Genomic DNA, 22069 nt, shown 5'->3' on the forward strand with positions numbered 1-22069 from the left:
GATTTTAAATAAAAAAAATTCACAAATTAGCCAATTTTTCACAAAAAAGCGTGATTTTTAATGTCAAATATTACAACAAAAAAAACATAAAAATAAGAAACGCGTGTTTTTAATATCCGGTTTGATGAGGCGAACAAGTGTTTCCTAAGTCTGTGTTTAAGCCGTTTATTTAGTTATAAGTTTGTGAAAAATAATTATCAGAATATTCAGTAAAATTAGTTTTATGTAGAGTAACGTGCGTTTTTTTAAGTGTATGTGTTTAAGCTGTAACTTATTTTTAACCTTCTATAGTTTTGAATACTGTAATCTTATTAGAGTTGAGAGACAGCGTTTCTCAAATAAAAATACACTTTAATATTATGGAGGAATCTTGTTCATGTATTTTAATAAAAATATTTTTAAGATGTTTACATTGTCAATGCTAGTTATATTTAACATCGCCGGTGTGCATGTAAGCAAAACGTATGCAGATGAATTACAAAATGGAAATTGGTCAGTAGAAAAAGGGGATACATTATCAGATGTTAGCCTGGCAACTGGAATCTCAATTGAAACAATATATTCATTGAATCCTAAAATTGACCCACTTACTTTGCCAATTGGATATGAACTTATACTAAAACAAAGCGCAGAAGAATTAGCTAAAGAAAAGGCTACTAAAGAAAAACAAGTGATGATTCAAGAACCAGCAGCCCAAGCAGAGGCAGTTGTTGCAGTCAAAAGTGCTGAAGCAGAAGTAGTAGAAGCTCCTGTAGAAGTTCCTGTAGAGGCACCTGTGGCACCTGAGCCAGTGACTAATGTCATTGGTACATTTGAAGCTACGTATTATACAGCCTTTGACGGTACCCAAATTGGGATTACGGCAAATGGAACGGATGTACGTAATGGTGAAACACTTACCCCAGAAGGCTATCGAATTATTGCAGCTGATCCAGCAGTTCTACCGTTAAATACAATAGTACAGATAACAACTGGTAACGGTGAAAGTTTTACTGCAAAGGTTTGTGATACTGGTGGAGCAATTAAAGGTCAACGAATTGATATTCTAGTTGGTTCATTATCAGAAGCGATGCAATTAGGTCGTACACAAGCAGTAATCACGCAAGTTAATTAAATAAAAAAGAAGTCCGTATCTAAAAGCTGATGTCAGAGCTGTTAGATACGGATTTTTTTAGTAGTTTATTAAAAAACAATTAGTTTATTTTTGCCAGTACGCTTCGCTTCATATAATGCTCGATCTGCTCGAGAATAGATTGCTGTACTTCCTTCGTAGTTGTGGCTGTCCACGGTGTGATTGAATGCAGTCAATCCAATAGAGGTGGTAATTCCAATCTGCTGTTCATCCGTAGTATGAAATGTACTTTGGCTTAAACGATGCCGGAAACTCTCTAGTTGCTTCGTTGTTTCTTCCACGGAAAGAAAACTAATATAGGCAAATTCTTCCCCACCAATTCGATAGATTTCACCCTTTTCAGATAATAACTCTTGCCGCAATATTCTTGAAAAATAGTTTAAAACGAGATCACCAGTATGATGTCCATAACGATCATTAATTATCTTAAAATTATCAATATCCATGATAGCTAGACAAAACGTACTTGTTTTATTTTGAAAAGCAATATTTAGATCATTGATAAACATACGACGGTTATATAATGTTGTTAAGTGGTCAGTAACAGATCCGGTTCGATACAGCGTCATGGTTGATTCCAGAGAAACAGCCATATTAACAATCAGAACAGTTACTAAAAAAATAAGATTGAAAATAATAAAATAAATAGCAAGATTGATTAATTTTTGCTTTTGTAAAATAGGGAAAAAATAAATTGAAAAAATGCTAATTCGAGTAATAAAAAAAACAACGATAAAATAAAAAATAGAGCTTTTTAGAGAAAGGCTATTCTTCTTAATTAGAATACAGACAAGTAAAAGAAAAACAGTCAAAAGAGCGTTGTTGAGATATTTAATGAGATCGTTACCATCAGCTAGAATATATTCCAATGTTTTTCCAACGATTAAAACACCTGTTACAATTTCACCTAAGTAAATACTGCCATAAATGACTGAAAAAAAGATTGCAACATAGCGCATATCAATATTAATGGCGGAAGAAACTATAATTTGATTACTGGATAAAACAAGTGCTGAACTACCAATAAAAATTCCAAATAATCCAGTTTTAATATAGGTAAGAGATTGTGAATCTGTTGATTTGGTTGTGAAATTTTTTCTATTTGTGTTTTTAATGCCTAAAAAATAACAGCTCAAAGCTGTACTTACAATTAAAGAAAAATTAATAATGATTTGATTTAAGATAGATAACATACTAGAATTCACTCCTAAAAATGATAGTTTGTACAAAACTAAACGCTATGTATAATAAGAGTTTTCATCTTAGTATAGCACAATAAAAAATGAAAAAAAGATTAAAATAACAAAAACAACATTTTATATTAATTAGAAATGTAAAATAGAGACAATATAGTGTATATATTTGTGATTTATTTTTCAAAATAGCAAGCAATTGTAACGATTTTAAGTATAGATAATAAGAAGAAATTTTTTGAAATGTTAGAATGAATGAAACTAAAAGTTGAATTGGATACGGATATGCTATAATAGAACTAAGAAAAATTTGGAGGTGTGGGTTTCTACCCAGTATGATAATTGTTATTAGTTTTTTTATCATTTTTTTATTAATTGCAGCAACGGCTTTATTTGTAGCTGCTGAATTTGCCCTAGTAAAAATAAGAGCAAGTCGTTTAGAACAGATGGTTACGGAAGAAGTAAAAAATGCGCATTTAGCAAAACGGGTTCATGAACATCTGGATGCCTACCTATCGGCCTGTCAATTAGGGATTACGTTGACTTCATTAGCTTTAGGTTGGATTGGAGAATCAACTGTTGAGGCAGCGATTCACCCGGTTTTTGTTTGGCTGAATGTACCAGAAGCACCCACTAAAATCATAGCTTTTGCGATTGCTTTTTCAATTATTACATTCTTTCATGTAGTAGTGGGTGAATTAGTACCAAAATCTTTTGCTATCGCTAAAACAGAAGGGGTTGTCTTGGCGATTGTTAAGCCATTGCATTTATTTTATAAAATTATGTACCCATTTATTTGGGCATTAAATAGTTCAGCTGCAGGTGTTTCAAGAATGTTAGGCTTTGAATTTGCTGGTGAGGGTGATGAAGCCCATAGTGAAGAAGAGCTTCGTTTAATTGCTTCTGAAAGTTACAAACATGGGGATATTAATCAATCGGAGTTACTATATCTAAATCGAATTTTTGATTTTGACAATCGCTTAGCCAATGAGGTCATGATTCCTCGTCAAGAAATGGTTGTCATGCGCGCAGATATGACGGTTGCTGAGGCAGCTGAGTTATCGTTAGATGAGCAATTTACTCGTTATCCTGTCATGAAAGATTCTAAAGATGATATTATTGGCGTGATTAATTCACGTGATTTATTCAATGTTTTTGTTAGAAAAACATTAGCACCAACAGATTCAATTGAGTCTTTGATTCAGCCTATTTTACAAGTGATTGAAACGGTTCCGATTAGCGATCTATTAGAGAAGATGCAAAGCGAGCAACGTCATTTAGCAATCTTGCTAGATGAGTACGGTGGAACAGAAGGCTTAGTTACTGCAGAAGATATTTTAGAAGAAATCGTTGGTGAGATTAGAGATGAATTTGATGATGATGAAGTTCCCGACGTTCAAAAAACTAGTGCTACAAGCTATCTTGTTTCAGGTAAGGTCTTATTAGAAACAGTTGAAAAGCTAACAGGAGTAAAATTTGAAGAAGATACAAGTATTAATACAATTGGTGGATGGGTTTTGAATCAGAAATACGATGTGGTTCAAGGAGATCAATTTGACTATGAGAATGTGCAAATAAAAGTCATTAAATTGGATCAACATACAGTACAAACACTAGAAATTAAGCTAAATACTATAACAAATGAATAATATAATATTTAAAGTATGAGATAAAATTGTTTTTTAATTTTATCTCATACTTTTTTTGAATAACAAATATCAACATTTGTAAAATTATATATAACAAAAAATTTACTTTAAAATTCAAAATGATGAGAAATAATAAAAAAAATGGAAAAGTATATCTGTGGTAGTATGTTAGTGAATAAAGAAACGCTAATTATTATAGCGTTTTTACAAAAAAAGGGAGAGATGATTATGTTTGAAAGAATTAAAGTATTAATACTGTCATTTGTTTTTATGTTGTTTTTAGTTGGAGGAGGACACCTAGTTCAGGCTGGAGATACAGTTAATCCATCAGAATATGTACCAGCAGTGAATCTGATAACAACAGAGGGAGAAGCTGTTGATTTACCAAAAAAGGTGAATGTCTCAGATGCCAATTATAATCTAAGTTTAGAAAATGTTACTTGGGAATCAATGGATTCTGTTATTTTTAATCAAGCAGGAACATATGAGGTTAACGGGATAACTGCGAGCCAAAAGAAAGCAACTACTTATATAACGGTCTATTCTAAAGAACAAACAATTAATATATCCGCAATTGGTGATAGTATTACGTATGGCATGAACGTTGAAAATGTTGGGATTAATTCTTATCCAAAACAGTTGAATTACCGTTTAGGCAATCAATACAATGTAGTTAATTTTGGGAATTCTGGCAAAACTTTATTGGAGACCGGAGATGATCCATATATTCGTACAGGAGAATATACTCGTAGTTTAGTTTCTAATCCTAATGTTGTTGTGATTCAATTAGGTACAAACGATAGTAAATATTTCAATTTTGCCAAAATTGATAACTATATAGAAGATTACCTGAAGTTAGTGAAGAACTATCAAAATTTACCAACTAAGCCAATTATTTATATTTCTTTACCACCGAAAGCATTTAGTAGTGCATATAGTATTAGTCAGCAAAATATAGAACAAATTTTACCTAAAATTGTTGAAGTTTCACAAAAAGCGGATCTACCTGTATCGATTATTGACAATCAAAGCGCAACATTAGAAGCATCTAGCTTAATTCCTGATGGCGTACATCCGAATGCTAAAGGTGCAGCATTAATTGCAAATAATGTTTACCATACACTTAAAGGTGAACCGAGAGAATTGACTGGAAAAACGGCTGTAACAGAATACGGAAGAACGTATGGTGCTATTAATAGTCAAGAAATAACTGGTGGGAAAAATCTTTATCTTTCTGGAATGGCGCATAACAGTTGGGTATCATATGAAAATGTGAATTTAGATGCTAATCTTGGAGCAATCCAACTTTTTGCAGCAGTCCCATATGCTGAAACAAAAGTTACAGTTCGTTTAGATAGTGCAACTGGTCCGATTATCGGTGAACAGATGCTAACTCAAACAGCCAATAATTCAACTTGGAATTTCCATACAATTCCTGTTGAAAAAGCAACAGGAAATCATACCGTTTACTTTACATTTACGAATGAAAAAGTAACAGATATGAATTATGAATTAGTTCGTTTAAGTGGAATTGATTTTAATTATGATCCGGAAAAACCAGTTGAAGCTGCATCAGCTGCAGAATTGGAAGCATTATTGGCATCAGGTTTGACGAATATTAAATTAATTGGGAATATTACATTAACTAAAAATTTGTTTCTTAATGCAGATACACGTATTGATTTAAATGGCTTTCTATTAAATGCAGATAATTACTACCTAACTAAAAATGAAAGTATCAATATGCGCACGAATTTGACTATTTTCAATGGCTCAGTCACTGGTAGAAATAGCTATGGGGCAATTTTTATTAATGATTCAGAAAACCTGAATTATGGGATGACTATTGAGATTAGCGATGTGAATTTTAATGGTGTTTTATTTATTCGGAATAATGTAAAAGATGCAGATGTAACATTTGATGGTCATAATGAAGTCAGAACAACGACTGGAAGCAATGTTTATGCTAGAAATATCACAATTAAAGCGGGTGCATATTACTATGGATCAACGGAGGGCGGCGGTTCATCTAATGAAAGTGGTTCAACCGTTTTCACTCTAGGAACTTCACAAACAGATAAACTTTTAACAATTGAACATGATGCAAAAGTTGAGCTTTATCCTGGCAATAGTGGGACTGGTTATGGTCAAAATGCAGTTTATGGTTTCTCTAAAATTAGTGTTGGTGAGAATGCAACATTCATTGCTAAAGGCGAGCGTCCAATGCTACGTACGGAATATACTGTGACAAATGCTCAAGTAATAGGGCAAGCAGGTTCAACAGTAGACTTACAAACAAACGATGCTGTGGAAGGAATTTCTTTCTCTTATGGAATTGACTACACTTTTAATCAGATGAAATACTTGAATTTAGAAAGCAAACAGATAAATAAATATTCATTTATGTATGCCTATAGAACGAGTTCAATCCAAATAATTGGGAATGACAGTGTCATGTCTGTTTGGAATAAAAATCAAAATAGTAGTGTAACAGAGCCTAACGCAAGCTGGATATTTAATAATTTTACGTTATCGAACTTTACCAATAGTAACAATATGGGAACCGTCTCATCGGATTCAGACGTATTAAAGAATCAATTTGCTACAATTAATAATTATAACCGTATTTTAGTAGAATCTGCTAATCCTTCAAAATAATTAAATTTAAATAACACTGACCTCCAAAACTAGCTTTTGGAGGTCTCTTTATATTGCGATAAATTAAGTTGGTTTAATAAAGCAAACGCCAGAGATAAAATGTTGCGTAGGCTTCCCAATTTGTCCAAGCTTTAGCGTAATGAAGAATAGTTGTTTTAGTAGGCTTATCAGGCAAATTTAGACTAAATTTAATCGCATTTATAAGGCCGATATCATCAACTGGAAAGGCATTTGGGAAACGCAGACACCGCATTAAAACATAATTAGCAGTCCAAGGTCCAATGCCACGAATCTTAATCAAATTTCTTTCACAGGATTGGAAATCAGCAAGACTTAAAAGTTTTTCTTTTGATAATTCTCCTGAAGCAATCAGATTTGCAACACCAATTAGATAGTCACTTTTTCGACTAGATAGCTGTAATGAAGCCAAGTCAGAAGGGAGCAATTTTGCAATTTTTTCAGCAGTTGGAAAGGCCCAATAGAGTTGCCCACCAAAGTTTAACGAAGTCCCATATTGTTGAATAAATCGTTGTTTTAATGTGTACGCAAAGGTTAAATTAATTTGCTGTCCAATTATACCCCAAGCCAAGGCTTCAAATAAATCAGGAATACCAATCAATCGTAACCCATAAAATCTCTCAGTAGGTTCTTGAAGCAAAGTGTCCTGTTTTGCCAGAGTGTAAAAGGGAGCTAAATTAGTTTTTAAATCAAACCACTGTTGCAGATAGTCAATAATTTCTGTAGGATTTTTTAGTGTCTTCTCTGGATTCAATGAAGTGACTTGTAATAAATGGGCTTCATGATAAGCGATAGCTACTAAGACAGGTCCTGTACTTGTAGGAATTATTCTACGAATAGTTTGATTCTCAATACGATATAAGCATTCATTTGTTTCACTCATTAAGTAGGATAAATTGATCTGATAATCAAACTCTTGAGGCAAATGAATCTGAATTAATGTGGTTTCTTCCATACACTAAATCTCCTTTGAAAATTTTCTGAGGGTGTATCTGAAAACAGTCGCTCGTGTAGTTTTCAGGTATACCTTAGTCTTAGTATACAAAATTCATCTATGTCGTTTCTTTTCAAATCTTGCTTTTATAGCCGTGCATTCTTTTTTTTAATAGAATTTACAAGTATACTGTTGGTATACAAGTCGTCGTTAAAAGGAGTGATTAAGTGGGAAATAATTTGACGGATGAACAATGGCAAGGTGTCATTACTAATAATGCAACATACGATGGTCAATTTTTTTATGGCGTCCGAACTACTAAAATATTTTGTCGTCCTTCCTGTAAATCTAGAGCTCCAAAACGTGAAAATGTTGAGTTGTTTCACTCAAAAGAGGAAGCACTTGCGGCAGGATTTAGAGCATGTAAAAGATGCAAATCTGGCGGAGAAAAAGTTCCAGATGATGAATGGACCTTTCAGATTAAGGCGTATTTAGAAAACAATTATAACCAGTCAATCACCTTAGAAAAAATTGCGGAAGAATGTCATGGAAGTCAGTATCATCTACATCGAGTATTTAAGCGACAAACAGGAACCACACCGTTGGAGTATTTGCATCACATTAGAATTCAACAAGCACAATATTTATTGAAGGAAAGTACGGTTTCCATTTCAAAAATTGCAGAACAGGTAGGAATTCCCAATAGTGGACAATTTGCTACATTATTTAAAAAAGTCGTTGGCGAAACACCGAACCACTATCGCCAACGCGTAATTAGAGAGGAGTCAGGTCTATGAAGCAAGAGAATCAGATTTATTGGGAGCAGCTAACTTTGCCAAAATGGCAATTGATTGTGGCGGCAACAGACACAGGTATTTGTTTTATTGGTAGCAACTATGGCGAAATTACAGAACTGGAAAATTGGATAGCACGAAAACGACCCGCTAGCGATTTGATTAGAGAGGCTAGCAAATTAACGCTTTATTTTGAAATGTTAGCCAACTATTTACAGGGAGAACAACAATCCGTTGATTTACCGTTAGATGTTCAAGGAACAGTTTTTCAAGAAGAGGTTTGGCGTGCGTTGACTGAAATTCCATATGGGCAAACGGTAACCTATTCAGAAATTGCTATAAAGATTGAGCGACCAGACGCTGTTCGAGCTGTTGGTACGGCTATCGGAGCCAATCCCGTTTTGATCTTAATTCCCTGTCATCGTGTATTAGGAAAAAATCGAAAGCTCACAGGCTATCGGGGTGGATTAGCGATGAAAAAAGACTTGTTAGGCTTAGAGAAAGGCAGTTAATTAAGCGAAAAGGATAAGAATACTGTATCGATCCTCAAAAGTTAGACTTAAAAAATCTAATTTTTGGAGGTCTTTTTGTATGGAAAAATATAGTACAGAATTTAAGATGAAAGTTATACAAAACGATTTAAATGGAAAATGTTGAAGGAAGAATTTAGCTGAAAAACAAATATTCATAGTGTCGCAAGCGATTTTGAGGTGATGAATAAAGAATTAGAAAATTTAATGACTCCTACAGAATTGGGAGATAAAGTCAAATGAAAAATAGAACTGTAGAAGAAGCAACGTATGAACTAAGAAAGATTACGGAGCAATTAGATGATAATAGACGTGCTTTTACAGAACATTATCGCAAGAAAGAGGATGTTGCCACTATTTTCCAAGAAGTGACTGATTCTTTTCACGAGGACAAAGAGATTTGGAAAGAGGGAGAAAATCAAGATAGTGAACAGATGGTACCATCGTTGTCTGGAGATTCTGAGGAAGCATAGTCAAAACTTCAATATGAATTTTCAATGTTAGTTTATGAAGTATTGAAAAAGTTAGACTATGCTATATTATCTTACGGAAAAGGAAATGAAAAAATAGAAGGATTGAGATTTTCTGACGATGTAGTTTTATTTGGTCCTGATGCTACAGTATACGATTTACTTTATAAAGATGTTTTAGATGTTACTCCATAAGGTTTGGGCTATTTATTCTGTTCCAAAATTTTTTTGGTCACTACATACTCAGTTTTGTTTTTTTATTTTGCATAATAATAGAAGAAGGAGTAAACTAGCTGTATTTGATAAAATGTATAAATTGTCACAAAATTAACTGAAATCTCACTTTTTCATAAAAATAGTTGGCAGTTAAGCAATACTGTGGTAGGATTTTAAGGGATACTTATCTTTGTGAAATTTAAATTATTATCATGAATATTTGTCGTTTTTAAAGTGAAAAATACTTACGAGGTTAACGCATTTTTTCGTTAATTAAGTTTGTGAAAAAAACAGTCCGTTAAGAAGGATTTGTAAACAGAGAGGAAGGTTTAAATGATTGAACTGATTGCAACAGCTGAATCAATGAACCAAGCAAAGGCTTTAATTGAAGCAGGAGTGAATACGATTTATCTAGGTGAGGATTTTTATGGATTGCGTTTGCCGGGATCCTTTACGCTAGAAGATATTAAGGAAATAACCGAGTATGCCCATCAAGAAGGCGCAGCGATTTGTGTAGCGGTCAATGCGATTTTACACAATGACCGGATTGATTTTGTTGGTCCTTATTTACAAGAATTGGCGCAGATTGGTGTGGATCGAGTGGCTATTGGGGATCCCGGAGCGATTCATGTATTGAAGTCGTTAGAATTGGATTTACCGTATGTCTATGATGCTCAAATCATGGTAACTAGTGCCAAGCAAGTGAATTTTTGGGTGAAGCGTGGTGCAGCAGGAGCTGTTTTAGCGCGTGAATTGCCTTATGATGAATTAAAAATTATGGCACCAAAAGTCGAAGTACCGATGGAGATTTTAGTTTATGGAGCCACTTGTATCCATCAATCAAAACGTCTACTTGTTGAAAATTATTTTAACTTTATTGAAAAACCAGAAGACACATCTAAAGAGCGAGGTCTGTTTATTTCTGAACCGAAAAAAACAGAGACACATTATTCGATTTATGAAGATTTAAATGGCACACATATCTTTGCTACGAATGACTTAAACTTATTGCCAGAGTTAGAAAAGTTGCAAGAACTTGGCTTAACTCAATGGAAATTAGATGGGATTTTTACAGCAGGTGAGAATTTTGTAGAGATTGCCAAGATTTTTATAGCAGCAAAAGAAGCGTTGTTAGCAGGAACATGGTCGCCAGAGTTGATGGAGCAATTCACTCAACAAGTAATTGACTTACACCCGGCTAATCGTGAATTAGATGAAGGATTTTTTGTCATGGATCCAGATGATGTTAAATAATTGAAGGAGCAAACTAAAATCATGAGAACAATACTAAAAAAACCAGAAGTTTTAGCACCCGCTGGAACGTTAGAAAAATTAAAAACGGCTATCCATTATGGAGCCGATGCAGTTTATATTGGTGGAGATGCCTATGGCTTAAGAAGTCGCGCTGGTAATTTCAGCTTTGATGAGATGCGTGAAGGTGTCGCCTTTGCTAAAAAATACGATGCTAAAGTGTACGTTGCGGCAAATATGGTGACCCATGAAGGAAATGAAATTGGAGCTGGTGAATTCTTTAGAACCTTACGTGATCTAGGAATTAGTGCGGTAATCGTATCAGATCCAGCTTTGATTGAAACTTGTGCGATGGAAGCACCAGGTTTACCCATTCATTTATCAACCCAAGCTTCAGCAACAAACTATCAAACGTTGGAATTTTGGCGTAATGAAGGTTTAGAACGAGTTGTGTTAGCTCGTGAAGTTGGCATGGATGAAGTGAAAGAAATTCGTGAAAAGACTGAAGTTGAGATTGAAGCCTTTATTCATGGAGCGATGTGTATTTCTTATTCAGGACGTTGTGTGTTATCCAATCATATGTCTCAAAGAGATGCCAATCGTGGTGGTTGTTCGCAATCTTGTCGTTGGAAGTATGATTTATTCGATATGCCAATTTCAGGTGAGCGTGAATCCTTGGTTGGCGGACAACCGTTGGAAGAATTTTCAATGAGCGCAGTAGATATGTCCATGATTCACCACATCCCTGAATTAGTTGAGAACGGTGTTGATAGCTTGAAGATTGAAGGACGAATGAAATCAATTCATTACGTTTCTACAGTGTCAAATGTATATCGTCAAGCAATTGATACGTATTGCGCGGATCCTGATAATTATGTCTTTAGACAAGAGTGGGAAGATGAGCTATGGAAAGTGGCGCAACGTGAGCTTTCTACTGGGTTTTATTATGGTGTCCCAACGGAAGATGAACAATTATTCGGCAAACGTCGCAAGATTCCGGCATATGGTTTTATTGGTCAGGTTTTAGAGTACGATCCAGAAACTCAGATTGCTACTATCCAACAACGCAATAACTTTGGTGTTGGCGACGATGTTGAGTTCTACGGTCCCGGGTTTACTCATTCTCACCAAGTCATTGATGTCTTATGGAATGAAGACGATGAACCTATCGATCGCGCGCCTAATGCCATGATGACAGTCAAAACAAAAGTAACTACACCGGTTAAACGTTACGATATGATTCGTAAATTACGTTAATAAAAATGACTGAGTTTCTGTGAACAGGGCAGAAATTCAGTCATTTTTTAGTTTTTATTTGTTAAATAATATGTAACTTTATTCTACAATCAATTTTTTTGTCTTTAAGTTTCTTTTAAGTTAGCCAGTGTATAGTTCTAGGTAAGTTAAGAAATCTACTAAACTTTAGGAGCTGACAGCAAATGGACGAAGAACATCAAGAAACAATACAAGCCGAGGAAACACCGATATATTCTGTACCAAACCAACCTAAAAAGCAATCATGGTGGACGAAACTAAACCAAAAAATAGTTGGATTTAGTCTGACTTTTCTACTGATTGGCTTTCTTGGAGGTTATCAAGTATCAGGTATGAATACAGGAAAATACAATACTCCAAATACCAACGAAGCCCAACAAACAAACGGAAATATGCACCAAGGTGGAAGTCCAAATAATGGAGAGACACCGCCTGAACGACCAGATGTTACTAGTGGAGCTAGTGAAAATCAAGAGGATGGAACCTTAACCGATGACGATTCTTCTACAAGTAAGAATAAAAATACAACAGGCACTTCCACGAATAAAAGTACAAATCAAACTGAGGATGGTATTTTATAAATAGGTAGGCTAAAATCAAGAAGGGAATTTAACCCAATTGGTTTTAGCTTTTTTTAAATAAATATTTCCTCATTTACTAAAAAAAAAGCATTGATTTTATTTTAATTATGTTATACTTGTAGCATTGTTTGCTAATGCTAAATGGAGGATTGTCACATGTTAAAGAAGAATCATGCAATCTGGCAGGAAACGCTAAAAGTAGCGTTGCCCCTTTGCTTAAGCTATATCCCAGTTGGACTGGCTTGCGGTGTACTGCTACAAAAAGTCGGATTTAATGGCTTTTATACTGCACTTATCTCGTTTTTTGTCTTTTCTGGCGGAGCCCAGTTTTTAGCGGCCGCTATGTTAGTTGATGCAACGCCGATTGCCTCGATTATCTTAATGACCTTGTTTTTAGAATTACGCTATATCTTATTGAGTTCGAGTTTATCGACCTTTATAAAAAAAGAGAAAAAGGGCTTTATTTCCATTTTTACTCGAACGATTAATGATGAAAATTATGCTGTCAATTACTTAAAATTTTCAACTGATAAAAATTGGACTAGTCGTAAAGCATTAATGGTGAATCGTTATTCTTTAGCCTCATGGTTGCTGAGTAATGTTGCTGGAACGATGCTAGGTTCAGTGATTCCTTTAGAAACACATATAGTTGATTTTGCTTTAACGGCAATGTTTATTTATATGTTTACCATGCAGTTACAAAATAAACTGATTATCTTTGTTGGACTATTTTCAGGTGTACTATCAGTCGTAACGATGTTGCTTTTTCAAAGCACAATTGGTTTAATCTTAGCTACAGTGATTGCTTCCCTAACTGGTTATTTTATTGAGAAAAAAATAAAGTTAACCAAACTTCCTGAAAAGCCGATGTTACGGGATAGTAAGCCTTTTGAAACGGAGGTTCCCACTACTCATGAATAATCAATTTTTACTTTTAATTCTAGGCATGTCAGCTGTGTCCTATTTACCACGAGTGGTGCCAATGATGTATTTTTCTAAACGTGAGATTCCTCAATGGTTTCAAGATTGGATGAAATATGTACCAGCAGCTTTATTTGCAGCTTTATTTTTTAAAGATGTTTTTATTGTCGAACATCAGCTGAGCTTGTTAGCGAATATGAAAATTATTGCTGCGGTTATTGTTATGGGCGTAGCGTATAAAACTAAATCAATGGGCCTTTCTGTAATTGCGGGATTGGGTTCGATTATCTTATTGTCATTTGTTTTTTAATTGAATAGCAAAAGAGCTGATTATCGGAATAGTGATAATCAGCTCTTTTGTTTATATAGATGGGTATTTGATAGTAACTTTCAATTGATATCTTTTTTTACGAGAGGTGCGATAATTGCAGGGAGGTATAAAAAATAATTTTTAACTGTCTATTTTATTAGATATTGGATATAATTATAGTGAAAGATAAAAAGAGTATCAAAGTAAAAAAATAAAGAGACAGTATCGGTTATCTCTAATAACGATGAAGCAATGGTGATTATCTTTTCAAGAGATCATCAAGAGTTAGTCAGTTTAACTACTTATTATTCAAGGAGGATTAATTTGTGTCTTATCAAGAAATCTTATTTCCATTTTTAGGCGGTTTAGGAATTTTTTTATTTGGAATGAAATATATGGGGGATGGCCTACAGAAGTCAGCAGGAGATTCTTTAAAAGAAATTCTAAATACCTTCACATCCACGCCACTAAGAGCCGTTTTAGCTGGTTTGATTGTAACCGCTATTATTCAAAGCAGTTCGGGGACAACCGTCTTAACCGTTGGATTAGTTAGTGTTGGGTTTATGTCGTTGCGCCAGGCAATCGGCGTTATTATGGGAGCAAATGTTGGAACAACGGTGACCGCGTTTATTATTGGATTTAATCTAGGTAATTATGCTTTGCCTATTATTGGAATCGGTTCGATTTTACTTTTCTTTTCAAAAAGAGAGAAGGTAAACAATATTGGTCAGATTCTATTTGGTTTTGGTTGCTTATTCTATGGATTGAAGCTAATGGGAGCTGGAATGGCACCACTAAGTCAGTTGCCACAATTCTCAAAATTAATGATTGAGGTTTCTCATTTTCCAATTTTAGGTGTAGGAATTGGGACACTATTGACTATGGTTTTGCAGAGTTCCAGTGCGACTATTGGGATTTTACAGCAATTATATAGCCAAGGAAGTTTAGCGATGGGTGCGGTGTTGCCGATTTTATTTGGAGATAATATTGGAACGACGATTACAGCGGTTATTGCATCGCTAGGGGCTAGTGTTGCGGCTAAACGTACGGCTGCCTCACATGTTGTTTTCAATCTAGTTGGTGCAATTATTTTCACATTATTATTAACACCTTTTACTGCGGTTGTGGTAAGTATTGCCAATTTATTTCAGTTAAATCCAGCAATGCAAATCGCGGTAGCCCACGGTTTATTTAACGTTTCAAACTTACTCATTCAATTCTGGTTCATTGATAAAATCGAATTATTGGTGAGAAAAATTGTACCAGGAAAAGATAAAAGTATTGAATTTAAAGCGTCTAATTTAAATGAAGCAATTATTCAAAGTTCACCTGTTTTAGCCTTAAGCCAAGCTAAGATTGAGTTGTTGCAAATGGGTGAGTATGTCATGGGGGCATTTGAATCAACGAAGGCCTATTATGAAAAACAAGATGACATGGATATGGAAAATGCCAATCAATACGAGAATGCTATTAATGATATGGATAATCGTTTAACAGAATATCTTGTTAAACTATCCGCGACGGAATTAACGATTTCAGAAAGTCATGAACAGACCATGATGCTAGAGTTAACAAAAGATTTAGAACGGATTGGCGATCATTGTCGAAATATTACACAAAATATTAACGAAGCCATCAAGCTTGAGAAGAAACAAAAGGCAAAAGATAAAAAAGAAGGAAAAATTTCTCATCGTGATACTGTAATTCTATATGATGAAGATTTGGTCGATTTATTTGAAAAAGTTTTAAAAAATATTCGAGATTCCTTAATTGCTTTTGAAAATGATGATCAAGAAATGGCTGCATATATGTTGGAGCGCGAAGAACAGATTGATCAGATGGTAAAACTGCTTAGGAAGAAATATATTTCAATTATGAATAGTGGGAAAGGTCGAGCAGCTGACGGTGTTTTATTTATCGATACGGCTTCCAATCTAGAAAGAATGAGTGACCGCACAATTCATATTGCTAAGTATGTTCTAGGTGAACGCTATGGAACAGAGACTATCTCAATAGAACAGTCGGTAAATCCGATTATTCAGCAATAAAAAAACGGTCATTAAAAATATAAACTTCTATTCTGGCTTTTAAAATCCTGATAGAAGTTTTTTTGCGTTTATGCAAGAGAGCGCTTTGATAGTTAGAATACAGTATACTAAATTAGATTTTAAGTAGAAAGCATCTTCAATTTGATTCAATAGTATTTCTATCATGAAATTAAAAAAATTGTCGCAATAGATTTCTGAATCTATTGTAGTGCATCTTTTATTTAGATTTAAAAATCTTTTTTAAATTAGATAGTTTAAAGCAAATAAAAAAACCACTAAAGCTACTCAAAGCTAAAATGGAGGTAGTCTATTACCAATTACAGACGATGCTGTAATTTTGTTTTTTACTTTTTATATTGTATTTATGAGGTATAAACTTAGTATAACGAAGATTTATGAAGAAAGTGTGATGTCTGGTATAAAAAATTGTGAAGTTCCAGCTTTAAAAAAGAGACTATATGTATTAGGTCGATATTTATAAATACTCAATAGAAATGGTAGGCTGAATAAGTACAAATCGGAAAAGTGTGTGTGAACTAAACGAATACTAAAAATCAAAAAACCATTGTCTTATTTTTATTCAGAATAACGTATTTAGTCACATTGCTGTATGTGATCAAAATTAGTTTTTCTAATTCTGATTCAACTTTATTTTCAATCTTATACACAAAAGACGTTGCCACCCAATATAGGATTGTCAACAAAAGGATAGACAATCAGTTTTAGTAATAATCATCGGAATACTATTAGTTTTGTTTATTCTATAAAAAGAGGGGGACGTAAAATCAAAAATTTACGTTCCCTCTTTTTTAGTTATTTAAAGTTTAAATTCCATAACATAATCGTCCATAATATAGCCGCCACCAATATCCGCAACTTGTTCTTTGATGGTTTTAAAGCCCATTCGCTCATAGGCTGCAATTGATTTGGCATTATATTTATTAACCGTTAGCTGAATAGTAGCTACTTGATTTTCTCTTGCTGCTTTTTGGACTTTAGCGAAAACAGCTTTCCCTAATCCGTGTTGTCTGAAGCTAGAACGAATATAGAGCTTGCTTAAAAATAAATAATCAGGGAATAGTTGAAAACCTGTATAACCCGCCCATTTTCCATTAAGATCAATCAAGAAATAATCCAGTCCGTTTTGTAAATCTTGATAGATTTTTTCAGACGATTGTAAATTAGTCAGCATATATTCCACTTGTTCAGCACCAATAATTGACGTGTAGTGTTCTTCCCAGATTTCTCTAGCTAATGTATGAAGCAGCTCAGCATCTTCTTGAGTCCGTGCTTTTTTTAGTTGCATCAGTCAAAATCCCCCTTATTCTATAGAAAGAAAATGTGGCAGAAGAAGTTCTACCACATTTTCAGATTGTTTCTTCAATTAAACTAATTTAACTAATGAGTAATTTTTCTTACCTTTACGAATTAAGATAAAGCGTTCATCAAATGAATTTTTTGGAGAAGCAACAGCTTCTACATCTTCAACTTTTTCACCATTCATAGAAATGGCACCATTCGTGATATCTTCACGAGCTTGACGTTTTGAAGGTTCAATTCCTAAATCAACTAACCAATCAACAATATTTTTTTCTTCTTTAGGTGCTTCAAAAGTTGGCATATTTCTAAAGCCTTCTTCGATTTCATCAGCAGTTAAGTTCTTAACATCCCCGGTAAATAAAGCAGCAGTAATTTTTTCAGATTCTTCTAACGCTTCTTTACCATGAACAAAGTTCGTCATTTCGCTAGCAAGTGTTTTTTGAGCTTCACGTTTGTGAGGTTCAGTTTCAACTTTTTCAGCTAATGCTGTAATTTCTTCTTGTGTTAAGAAAGTGAAGAATTTCAAGTATCTCACAACATCACGATCATCTTGGTTTAACCAGAATTGGTAGAATTCAAATGGTGTTGTTTTTTCAGGATCTAACCAGATTGCGCCACCAGCAGTTTTACCAAATTTAGTACCATCAGCTTTTAGCATCAATGGAATTGTTAAACCAAAGGCTTTTGCTTCAGAGCCTTCTTTTTTACGAATTAAATCTAATCCAGCAGTGATATTGCCCCATTGATCGGCACCACCAATTTGTAATTGCACATCATGATTTTTGAAAAGGTGCAAGTAGTCCATTGATTGTAGGATTTGGTAAGTAAACTCAGTAAATGAAATCCCAGTATCTAAACGACTTGAGACGATATCTTTCGCTAACATTGTATTAATATTGAAGTTTTTACCAAAATCACGTAAGAAATCAAGTAATGTTAAATCATGTGTCCAATCGTAGTTGTTTACCATTGTGACATCATCATTACCACCAAAATCAAATAAATTTTGCATTTGAGCCGTTAAGGCATCTACGTTTTGTTGAACTTGTTCCATTGTTTGTAATTGACGTTCTGATGTACGACCACTTGGATCGCCGATTGTTCCAGTTGCGCCACCGATTAAGATGTAAGGATGGTGACCAGCTAATTGAAATCTTTTCATCATCATAAAGGGAATCAAGTGACCGATATGCATACTATCGCCAGTCGGATCTACTCCACAATATAGAGAAATACTCTTTGTATTTACAAGCTCTCTTAAGCCTTCAGCGTCTGTTTGTTGGTTAATGGCATCGCGCCATTGTAATTCATCAATAATGTTCATTTTTCCTCACTCCTTCTATATATTAGAAAACAAAAAGCCCTATAAAACCAACTAATGTTGATTTCATAGGGACGAATTCACCGTGTTACCACCCAAATTGTATTCCGCTCAACTATAAATGCTTGAAACGTAGAATACCACTCATAACTAGATATCGATAGTTAAACGCTTGAGGTTAGTCAAGGGACTCCAGAGTGTACTTCGCGAATAGTTGTATGTGCTAGATCTCACCAAACTCTAGCTCTCTAAAAACAGGGACAACCTGCTACTGCGCTCGTTCATAGTCAATTTATTTATGAGATTGACCAAAGTATAAGCCAATAAAAAATCTTTGTCAACTACCAAATTTATTTATGAGAAGGACTGAGCATGAAAAAACTTTATGAAAACAAGTCATATTCAGCACTTTAAAGGACAAAAGAAAAATTATTTTTTTAAAATTTAATTTAAAATGAGAAGGAAGTAACAATTCGCGAATATAGCGCTATTTTTTTGTTATAATAGTGGCAATAAGCACGGGAGTAGGAGGAAGCTACATGGAAGAAAATAAATATGACAATTCCGCTTTTTTTGAACAATACAGTCAGATGGATCGATCTATTAAAGGATTAGCTGGTGCGGGAGAATGGCATGCTTTTGAAAAATTAATGCCTGATTTTAAAGACAAACGAGTATTAGACTTAGGTTGTGGATTTGGCTGGCACTGTATTTATGCAGAAGAACATGGTGCCAGTTCCGTTATTGGAATAGATTTGTCAGAAAAAATGATTGCCGAAGCTAAAAAGAAAACCACTTCTAGTAGAATTCAATATAGTCAACAAGGGATTGGTGAGTTTGATTATTCAAAAAATCAATTCGATGTAGTCTTAAGTTCATTGGCTTTTCATTACTTAGAATCCTTTGAAGAAATTTGTCGACATGTTGCAAATTGCCTAGTTACTGGTGGAGATTTTGTCTTCTCAGTAGAGCATCCGATTTTTACTGCGGAAGGGCGACAAGATTGGACGTATGATGAAGCTGGAAATAGTTTGAATTGGCCGGTGGATCGTTATTTTATGGAATCTCAAAGAACAAGCATCTTCTTAGGTGAAGAAGTAGTGAAATATCATAAAACAATGACTACTTACTTAAATACTTTGCTTTTAAATGGATTTGAGATTACACAAATTGTTGAACCCTTGCCAGATGAAAGAATGTTAGATACAGTTCCGGGAATGAGAGACGAACTACGTAGACCAATGATGTTATTAATTGCAGCTAAGAAAAAATAGTAAGCGTCTTATCCTTTATGGTTTTATTAATAGAATATCATGACTTTTAAGAGATAATTTGATATAATCACCAAGAGTATTGCGGAACAAAGAGGGGTAAGAAGATAAGTTTCTGGAAGGGGTTTTGATTTTGCAGATAGATAAAATACGCGATCAAATGTTAGACCAATTTTTTGATGGTATTTTGGCATTAGAATCAAAAGAAGATTGCTTAGCGTTTTTCGATGATTTACTAACACTTAATGAAATAAAAACGATGGTGCAACGTTATCAAGTAGCAAAAATGTTATATGAAAAGAAGACATACAGTGTGATTGAAAAGGAAACTCATGCAAGTACAGCGACAATTGCTCGAGTAAAACGTTCTTTATTCGATGGAAACGATTCGTATGATATGTTATTCAAACGAATTGCAGCTACTAAAATGGACGTTACGGAAGAAGAAGAAACAGACTAAACTATTCTAAAATAGAAACTACTTTTAAAGACCAAGTTGGAAAACTGTCTTTTAAGAGTAGTTTTTTACTTTGTAAAATGAAAAAAATATTTTTTTTACACATCATTTTTTAATCACGTATGAAACTATTAAAAAAAAATGAATGTTAAATATGTGAATAATCAGGTGTTTTCAAGCAAAAAAGTATGAAACGAAAAATGTAATAGTTCTAATAAATAAAAAGATAGAATTCGTAGATAACGTTTATTTGTTTTCCTGATAACTGTGAGTATATTTTTTACGTGAAAATGGATAGATAGCCTTGTTATTTAATTTAATCAGAATTAGGGACTTTTTTTGTCGTCATTTAATTTAGCAAAAATTAAAAAGGAAAATTTAAATTAAATAATGAGCATGAATGAATAATATAACAAGTATTTTAAATTTTACTAATGATGTTTTATTCTATCAAGCGAAACTTTTTTTAAGAAATAAATAGTCTATCACTTAGATTGTTGAATTGTTTGTAAAATGAGAATAATTAAAAAGAGTATATAATAGGTTGTTTTTCAACCGTTTACAATAACATGTATGCTATAATTAGGAAATAAGAATAGGAGGTTGATACTACTGAAAGAAATTTATCTTTTTTTATTAGGAATAATACCTATCTCTAAATTAAAGTTGGCTAAAATCGTTTATATGATGAGTTTTGCAAACAATGATGGAGAATTGATAGAAACATTAAGCAAAGAATATAAAGAAGAATTAGTCCTTTTTTACACGATGAATACTTATGAATACGCAAAAAAACTTGAAAAAAAAGGTGTCCGAATTTATCCATACCGCAAGTCCTTTTTATTATTATTCAATGGCATTTCCTTTTTTAAGAATGCAAAAATTATACTAGTAGACAATTATTTCCCTGAATTGGTGTTATCAAAGAAAGCAACACAATATGTAATCCAACTTTGGCATGCAAATGGTGCAATCAAAAAATTTGGTTGGGAAGCTAGTGACACTCAGCAACGAAGTCTCAGTGATCAAAGAAGATTTCAAAAAGTCTATGATAGTTTTACCAATGTAGTTGTTGGTTCAGATGAAATGGCAAAAATAGTTCTACGCAGTTATCGATTAAACCCGCAAGTTATTCTCCCCTTAGGAATCCCCAGAACAGACACACTTATTAATAACACAAACAAAAATAGTGGCACGACGATTCTTTATATGCCGACATTTCGGTCAGATTGGAAGAGTTTAAAGGAAATTATTGATCAAGCCATCAGCGTTTTTGGAAAATTCCCTGAAAAAAATTTTTTAATTAGGTTACATCCAACGTTAAAACTAAAAAGCTCAGATGTCCGTTTACCTAATAACGTTAAGATAACATTTGATTTTTTATCGAATGTATTTAGTCAAAGTTGTCTGTTGATAACTGATTATTCAGGAGTAGTTTTTGACTATGTCTTACACAATAAACAAGCGAGTGTCATTTTTTATTGTCCTGATTTTGTACGCTATCAAGAAAATCCTGGTATTCAGTCTCAGTTTTTTTTAGAAAAAATTGGTCCAAAAACAGAGACTATAGAGGAGTTAGAGCAGGTTTTGAAATCGTTTGATGCTACAGTCTATCAAGATCGCTATACTCTTTTTGCCGCTAAATGGAATAAATACAATGATGGGAAAGCGCAAGAAAGATTGTTGAGCTATATTAAAGTGTTAGATCAAAAGAGGTGAG

General features: G+C 33.8%; 20 protein-coding genes and 1 other annotated feature. Of the genes, 16 read left to right on the forward strand and 4 right to left on the reverse strand.

Annotation, left to right across the window (positions count from 1 at the left end; genetic code table 11):
* Positions 1–376 precede the first annotated feature (376 nt).
* Entirely contained in the window at positions 377–1114 is a 738-nt protein-coding gene (locus tag BR43_RS11260) for a 3D domain-containing protein (RefSeq protein ID WP_034562056.1), read from the forward strand.
* Positions 1115–1182: 68 nt separating this feature from the next.
* Here the strand turns inward: BR43_RS11260 and BR43_RS11265 are convergent, their stop codons facing one another.
* On the reverse strand, positions 1183–2325 hold the full coding sequence (locus tag BR43_RS11265) for a GGDEF domain-containing protein (protein ID WP_034562057.1): 1143 nt from the start codon (positions 2323–2325) through the stop codon (positions 1183–1185).
* A 335-nt stretch (positions 2326–2660) separates the two neighbouring features.
* Here BR43_RS11265 and BR43_RS11270 point away from each other — a divergent pair, with 335 nt between their 5' ends.
* A complete protein-coding gene (locus tag BR43_RS11270) occupies positions 2661–3974 on the forward strand; it encodes a hemolysin family protein (RefSeq protein ID WP_034562059.1) in 1314 nt (437 codons plus the stop codon).
* A 228-nt stretch (positions 3975–4202) separates the two neighbouring features.
* The gene (locus tag BR43_RS19165; RefSeq protein ID WP_169741049.1) at positions 4203–6632 is read left to right on the forward strand and encodes a GDSL-type esterase/lipase family protein; all 2430 of its coding nucleotides are present in this window, start codon (positions 4203–4205) and stop codon (positions 6630–6632) included.
* Between the two features lie 73 nt (positions 6633–6705).
* Here the strand turns inward: BR43_RS19165 and BR43_RS11280 are convergent, their stop codons facing one another.
* Positions 6706–7605, reverse strand: a complete 900-nt coding sequence (locus tag BR43_RS11280) for a DNA-3-methyladenine glycosylase family protein (RefSeq protein WP_034562060.1) — start codon at positions 7603–7605, stop codon at positions 6706–6708.
* A 206-nt stretch (positions 7606–7811) separates the two neighbouring features.
* On the opposite strand from BR43_RS11280, the gene BR43_RS11285 reads away from it, so the two are divergent.
* The 10 genes from BR43_RS11285 (at position 7812) to BR43_RS11325 (ending at position 15980) form a co-directional block, all read left to right on the forward strand.
* Positions 7812–8381: a bifunctional transcriptional activator/DNA repair enzyme AdaA gene (locus BR43_RS11285; RefSeq protein ID WP_034562061.1), complete on the forward strand. Its 570-nt coding sequence runs from the start codon at positions 7812–7814 to the stop codon at positions 8379–8381.
* A complete protein-coding gene (locus BR43_RS11290) occupies positions 8378–8890 on the forward strand; it encodes a methylated-DNA--[protein]-cysteine S-methyltransferase (protein ID WP_034562062.1) in 513 nt (170 codons plus the stop codon). The genes BR43_RS11285 and BR43_RS11290 overlap by 4 nt, the downstream gene beginning before the upstream one ends.
* 257 nt (positions 8891–9147) lie before the next feature.
* Positions 9148–9381 (forward strand): hypothetical protein, encoded by a 234-nt coding sequence (locus tag BR43_RS19170; protein WP_051933928.1) that lies wholly within the window; start codon positions 9148–9150, stop codon positions 9379–9381.
* A 24-nt stretch (positions 9382–9405) separates the two neighbouring features.
* The gene (locus BR43_RS20200; RefSeq protein ID WP_169741050.1) at positions 9406–9573 is read left to right on the forward strand and encodes a hypothetical protein; all 168 of its coding nucleotides are present in this window, start codon (positions 9406–9408) and stop codon (positions 9571–9573) included.
* Between the two features lie 354 nt (positions 9574–9927).
* Positions 9928–10848 carry a peptidase U32 family protein gene (locus BR43_RS11300; RefSeq protein ID WP_034562063.1) on the forward strand — a complete coding sequence of 307 codons (921 nt, stop codon included), beginning with the start codon at positions 9928–9930 and terminating at the stop codon, positions 10846–10848.
* Positions 10849–10869: 21 nt separating this feature from the next.
* The gene (locus BR43_RS11305; protein ID WP_034562064.1) at positions 10870–12102 is read left to right on the forward strand and encodes a peptidase U32 family protein; all 1233 of its coding nucleotides are present in this window, start codon (positions 10870–10872) and stop codon (positions 12100–12102) included.
* Between the two features lie 182 nt (positions 12103–12284).
* Positions 12285–12701 (forward strand): hypothetical protein, encoded by a 417-nt coding sequence (locus BR43_RS11310; protein WP_034562065.1) that lies wholly within the window; start codon positions 12285–12287, stop codon positions 12699–12701.
* 156 nt (positions 12702–12857) lie between these two features.
* Positions 12858–13622 (forward strand): AzlC family ABC transporter permease, encoded by a 765-nt coding sequence (locus BR43_RS11315; protein ID WP_034562066.1) that lies wholly within the window; start codon positions 12858–12860, stop codon positions 13620–13622.
* Positions 13615–13932, forward strand: coding sequence for an AzlD domain-containing protein (locus BR43_RS11320; RefSeq protein WP_034562067.1), 318 nt, complete (start codon positions 13615–13617; stop codon positions 13930–13932). Before BR43_RS11315 ends, BR43_RS11320 begins: the two co-directional genes overlap by 8 nt.
* A 326-nt stretch (positions 13933–14258) precedes the next feature.
* On the forward strand, positions 14259–15980 hold the full coding sequence (locus BR43_RS11325; RefSeq protein ID WP_034562068.1) for a Na/Pi cotransporter family protein: 1722 nt from the start codon (positions 14259–14261) through the stop codon (positions 15978–15980).
* Positions 15981–16797: 817 nt separating this feature from the next.
* On the opposite strand, the gene BR43_RS11330 is transcribed toward BR43_RS11325, so the two are convergent.
* Positions 16798–17286 carry a GNAT family N-acetyltransferase gene (locus BR43_RS11330; protein WP_034562069.1) on the reverse strand — a complete coding sequence of 163 codons (489 nt, stop codon included), beginning with the start codon at positions 17284–17286 and terminating at the stop codon, positions 16798–16800.
* A 78-nt stretch (positions 17287–17364) separates the two neighbouring features.
* On the reverse strand, positions 17365–18624 hold the full coding sequence (gene tyrS, locus BR43_RS11335; RefSeq protein WP_034562070.1) for a tyrosine--tRNA ligase: 1260 nt from the start codon (positions 18622–18624) through the stop codon (positions 17365–17367).
* 64 nt (positions 18625–18688) lie between these two features.
* Positions 18689–18915 (reverse strand) — a binding site (T-box leader).
* Positions 18916–19160: 245 nt separating this feature from the next.
* Here tyrS and BR43_RS11340 point away from each other — a divergent pair.
* From BR43_RS11340 to BR43_RS11350, 3 genes are all read left to right on the forward strand, one after another.
* Positions 19161–19895, forward strand: a complete 735-nt coding sequence (locus BR43_RS11340) for a class I SAM-dependent methyltransferase (RefSeq protein WP_034562071.1) — start codon at positions 19161–19163, stop codon at positions 19893–19895.
* A 130-nt stretch (positions 19896–20025) separates the two neighbouring features.
* On the forward strand, positions 20026–20352 hold the full coding sequence (locus tag BR43_RS11345) for a YerC/YecD family TrpR-related protein (protein WP_034562072.1): 327 nt from the start codon (positions 20026–20028) through the stop codon (positions 20350–20352).
* A 663-nt stretch (positions 20353–21015) separates the two neighbouring features.
* A complete protein-coding gene (locus tag BR43_RS11350; RefSeq protein ID WP_169741051.1) occupies positions 21016–22068 on the forward strand; it encodes a CDP-glycerol glycerophosphotransferase family protein in 1053 nt (350 codons plus the stop codon).
* Position 22069: the final 1 nt, after the last annotated feature.

This window comes from Carnobacterium gallinarum DSM 4847 (genome assembly GCF_000744375.1).
Lineage (GTDB): Bacteria > Bacillota > Bacilli > Lactobacillales > Carnobacteriaceae > Carnobacterium > Carnobacterium gallinarum.